Origin of the sequence: Vibrio sp. 10N.222.54.A3, from assembly GCF_041474095.1 — a bacterium.
In the GTDB taxonomy this organism is placed as follows: Bacteria; Pseudomonadota; Gammaproteobacteria; order Enterobacterales; family Vibrionaceae; genus Vibrio; species Vibrio crassostreae_C.
Map to the genome: position 1 here is coordinate 67,023 of NZ_JBFRTN010000001.1, position 3,703 is coordinate 70,725.

General features: G+C 41.9%; 4 protein-coding genes. All 4 read left to right on the top strand.

Going from position 1 to position 3,703, the window contains the following annotated elements:
• The first annotated feature begins 186 nt into the window (after nucleotides 1-186).
• Nucleotides 187-345, top strand: coding sequence for a hypothetical protein (locus AB4507_RS00285; RefSeq protein ID WP_154723760.1), 159 nt, complete (start codon nucleotides 187-189; stop codon nucleotides 343-345).
• 60 nt (nucleotides 346-405) lie between these two features.
• Nucleotides 406-1,491 carry an AAA family ATPase gene (locus AB4507_RS00290; RefSeq protein WP_081230315.1) on the top strand — a complete coding sequence of 362 codons (1,086 nt, stop codon included), beginning with the start codon at nucleotides 406-408 and terminating at the stop codon, nucleotides 1,489-1,491.
• 404 nt (nucleotides 1,492-1,895) lie between these two features.
• Nucleotides 1,896-2,930 carry a DUF3150 domain-containing protein gene (locus tag AB4507_RS00295; RefSeq protein WP_372178799.1) on the top strand — a complete coding sequence of 345 codons (1,035 nt, stop codon included), beginning with the start codon at nucleotides 1,896-1,898 and terminating at the stop codon, nucleotides 2,928-2,930.
• Between the two features lie 65 nt (nucleotides 2,931-2,995).
• Nucleotides 2,996-3,703: hypothetical protein (locus AB4507_RS00300; protein WP_372182036.1), on the top strand; the 708-nt coding region annotated here is incomplete at its 3' end.

A 3,703-nucleotide genomic window follows, 5' to 3' on the forward strand; every position in this document is an offset into this window, starting at 1 on the left:
CTCCACAGCAAAATGCTCCTGCGTACAATAACGCTCCACAGAATGGTCCTGCGTATAATGCTCCACAGCAGAATGCCAATAATGCACAACAACCTGACTCTACACAGCGTCAATTCCGCCCACAAGCAGGCAACGGAAATTTCCGTCAGCGTGCTTATAACCAGCAATAATTCGAGGTACGCGGATATGAATTTTTCTCACCAGAAAAATGTATCTGCAGCACGAAAAAGGCGCGCTCTGCGCCTTCTTCGAAAGGCTCAGGTACTGAATAACCCCAAACTTCTTCATAAAGCAGAAATGCTACTTGAAGATGCTAATAAAGCTTTCTTTCTCAAGACAGCTTAACCCCTTAATTAACTACCCATATTAATTTAACCCCACACTTTATTCCTGGAGGAATTAACTATGTCTAATGCTAACCCTGTGACTACTGTAGACACGAATAACCAACCAACTTCTACTGTTGAAGAAATTGATTATTCAGAGATGATTACTGTTCGTATGGCCGACGTGTTCAAACCGTTTGTCCCAGCAGCAGTAACGGCAGTTATTCAGATCCCTAAACACCGTCATCCAGATGTACCTCGCGAAATCGCAGGTTATATTCCAGATGAAAAACAACTTTCCCAAGTTATATCTTGGTTTTGCTCACCTCAACGACCTAACTTCATGCATATGGTTGGTCCTACGGGGTCTGGTAAAACTGATTTCATGCTTTGGCTTTGTGCTCGCCTTAATTGGCCAACTGTGCTGGTGTCTGTTAACCCGACATTACGCCCTGAGAAGATGCAAGGCCGCTGGGTGTTGTCAAACGGTCAAACGGAATATGTTTATGGACCTATCGCTGACGCTATGAAACACGGAAAATGTGTTTTGCTTGATGAATGTGATAAAGGGTCTTTAGATTTTATTGCCAAACTTCACCTTCCTTCTGAGATGACGAAACCTTGGTCTATTGAAGACACAGGAGAAATCATCTATCCACACCAGAACTATCGTTTTGTAACGTTAGGTAATACTTCTGGAGAAGGGGACATTTCTGGTTTGTATCCATCGTCTCGACGTTGGGATACGGCTTTTCGAAATCGTTCATTCGTTGTGCCTTTTCCGTATTTACGCACGGAAGTAGAAGAGAAAGTGGTAATTGGTAAATTTCCGTTCTTACGCGACCACAAGAAGTTACTTAAGAAGTTAATCCAGTTTGCTAATGCTATGCGTGATGCAATGTTAGGTCCTAATCGAGATCGAACAACCAAATCTGGTATTGGAACGGCTTTTTCAACTCGTGTGGTTTTGTCTTGGTGCTACTACATTCAAATTAATGGTGATAGAGCTCCACTGCGTGCTTCGTTTAATAATGTATTTTGGAATGGCTGCGACACTCGTGACAAAGCTGATATCGAAAAGATTATTGATCAAGTGTTCAAAGATAAGAATGGTCATATTCTCGATCAACCGTATACCTGGTTGAAAGAGCAATCAAAAAAGTAACAAGCAATGATTCAGAGTGTGATGATGCTGATTTGCCAAGATCGGATTTAGACGGTCTAGATATCAGTACAATCAAGTTCAAAATGTATCATTGCAATGACAATGGAAGTAATAAGCTTTGGGGATATACGTGCCTTGGTGCCGACACACTGGTTGTTTACGGAGCCAAAGGCCAAAAGCTTAACTTCTATCGTAAAACCCATCAGTCTGAGTTACTAGCGCGTAACTACATCGACAAAAAAGTTAAAGAGAAAATGAAGAAGCAATATCAGTTTACACAGATTAATTGTTTCAGCAAAAACGAACTTAGGTTCGCTACTCCTTAACAAACCTACCTAACCCCTTCAGGGACTAGATTCCCTGACCGGGATCAGTCCCTCCAATTTTTATTCCTTGGAGGAATTATGAAAGACATCAACGATACCCAAACTCTCGATATCGATACGGTAGCTCAAAATCAACTTGACCAAGTGGCTCAACAAGATGGCGAATTTGCTAATCGACTCGAAAATGGGCTTGTGATTATCGATGTAACTACTTCTGGCCGTGATGGAGAGAAAACGTTAGCGAATGCTAAAACTCTCTTAGACGAAAAGGAAGTGAATTCAAAGATTGCTCGTAAAGCCCGTATTGAGTGGTTTCCTCGTTCTGAGTTGCAGTTTAAGAACACATTGGAGACTAAGGCACGCCGCGCTATTGCAGCCCGAGGTGTCCGATATGGACGCGTTACCGCGATTCCAGTTGATGAACTTGACTCTCTACTCGTTGAACTCAAGGCAATTCAAGCTGAGTTTTATTCAGAAGTCGCTGACCGTGATAATCGCTATGACACCATAGTTGAAGAACACAAGAAAGCTAACCCTGATATGGCTGAAATTATTGAGTCATTGAAGACCCCTAAAGATGATTTCTTTAGACGTTTTCAATTTAACGTGTTGCCGCCGATGGCCTTCAAACCTTATTTCAATGATGACCAACAGGAAGCTGTTGATTACATCGTGGAAGGGATTTTGGATAACGTCGCGGAGCAAGCTGTTGTTGTTTATGAAAAAATTATTGGTAAAAGTTCAATGATTCAGCGAACTTTCAAGCCAATAAGAGCTATTCGTGATTACGTTTACTCAATGTCATTCCAACACACTGTGTTTGACCGATTGGTTGATGAACTTGATGAAGCGTTCGATACCTTACCCAAAACTGGGAACATCGAAGGCTCTGATATGACCTACGCGGTTAAATTGGTACATAACCTTACAGAACGTGGCTCCATCTTAAATGGCATTCTGCCGGTGATGGAAGTCGCAGATGAATCTGAACCGAGAATTATTGACGCGATTAAGGACTCAGTAGTTTCTACTGATACTGACAGCGGCAATAGTACTCCTACCTATGAAGAAGTCACTGGCGAAACGTCAACAACCGGCTTCTGGTTCGGCTAACCCCACCTACCTAACCTAATGAGCTCCCTTTGGGAGCTCTATCCTATTTTTTGGAGGAACACCTTATGGCTTCAATTCAAGAAGTTCAAAACACAATGCGAGTTATTACAGATATTCACGCACGATTTGACGTAAATATCTATTTTGACCGTCGAACTTGCTACACGAATGGCAGAGATATTTACATCAATGCTGGTGACCCCTCTGATGAAGTTTGGTCACGACTCGTTGAAGCAAAAATTACTCATGAAGCTGGTGGTCATTTACGATTCAGTGACTTCTCAGTCTTCGAGAAACACCTCAAGGGTAAATCAAGCACGTTCTTATCAATCAACAATATCATTGAAGATTGTCGCGTAGAGACTGCTTGTATGAAGGAGTTTTCTGGTGCCTACTGGGTATTTCAGAAAATGACTTATGACTTGCTCGAAGAGGGTTATTTTCAGGAACCAATAATAAGTGACGGCCCCGCTGGGTTGTTATTTGCTTGGTTATTGTATTCTGGTCGTGGTATTGCAATTGAGGGGCAATCTCACCTAAAGAAACTTGGTGATGATGCTCGACATCTACTGATGAAATTAGGCACTCCAAACTCTCCAATTTTTGATGAAATTGAAAAGCGGATGATTAATTGGGGTAAATTACCTTCAACAGTGGCTGCTATAGATGAAACCATCGAGGTTATGCTTTTATTAAAGCGTCTTTCTAAAGAGCAACCGCAACCACCACAGCAACAACAATCGGCTAATCAGAATTCAGAATCAGACGATAAT

Bases quoted from the DNA above. Each gene is read 5' to 3' on its own strand.
- AB4507_RS00295 (WP_372178799.1), top strand. From the start codon at position 1,896: ATGAAAGACATCAACGATACCCAAACTCTCGATATCGATACGGTAGCT.
- AB4507_RS00285 (WP_154723760.1), top strand. From the start codon at position 187: ATGAATTTTTCTCACCAGAAAAATGTATCTGCAGCACGAAAAAGGCGC.
- AB4507_RS00290 (WP_081230315.1), top strand. From the start codon at position 406: ATGTCTAATGCTAACCCTGTGACTACTGTAGACACGAATAACCAACCA.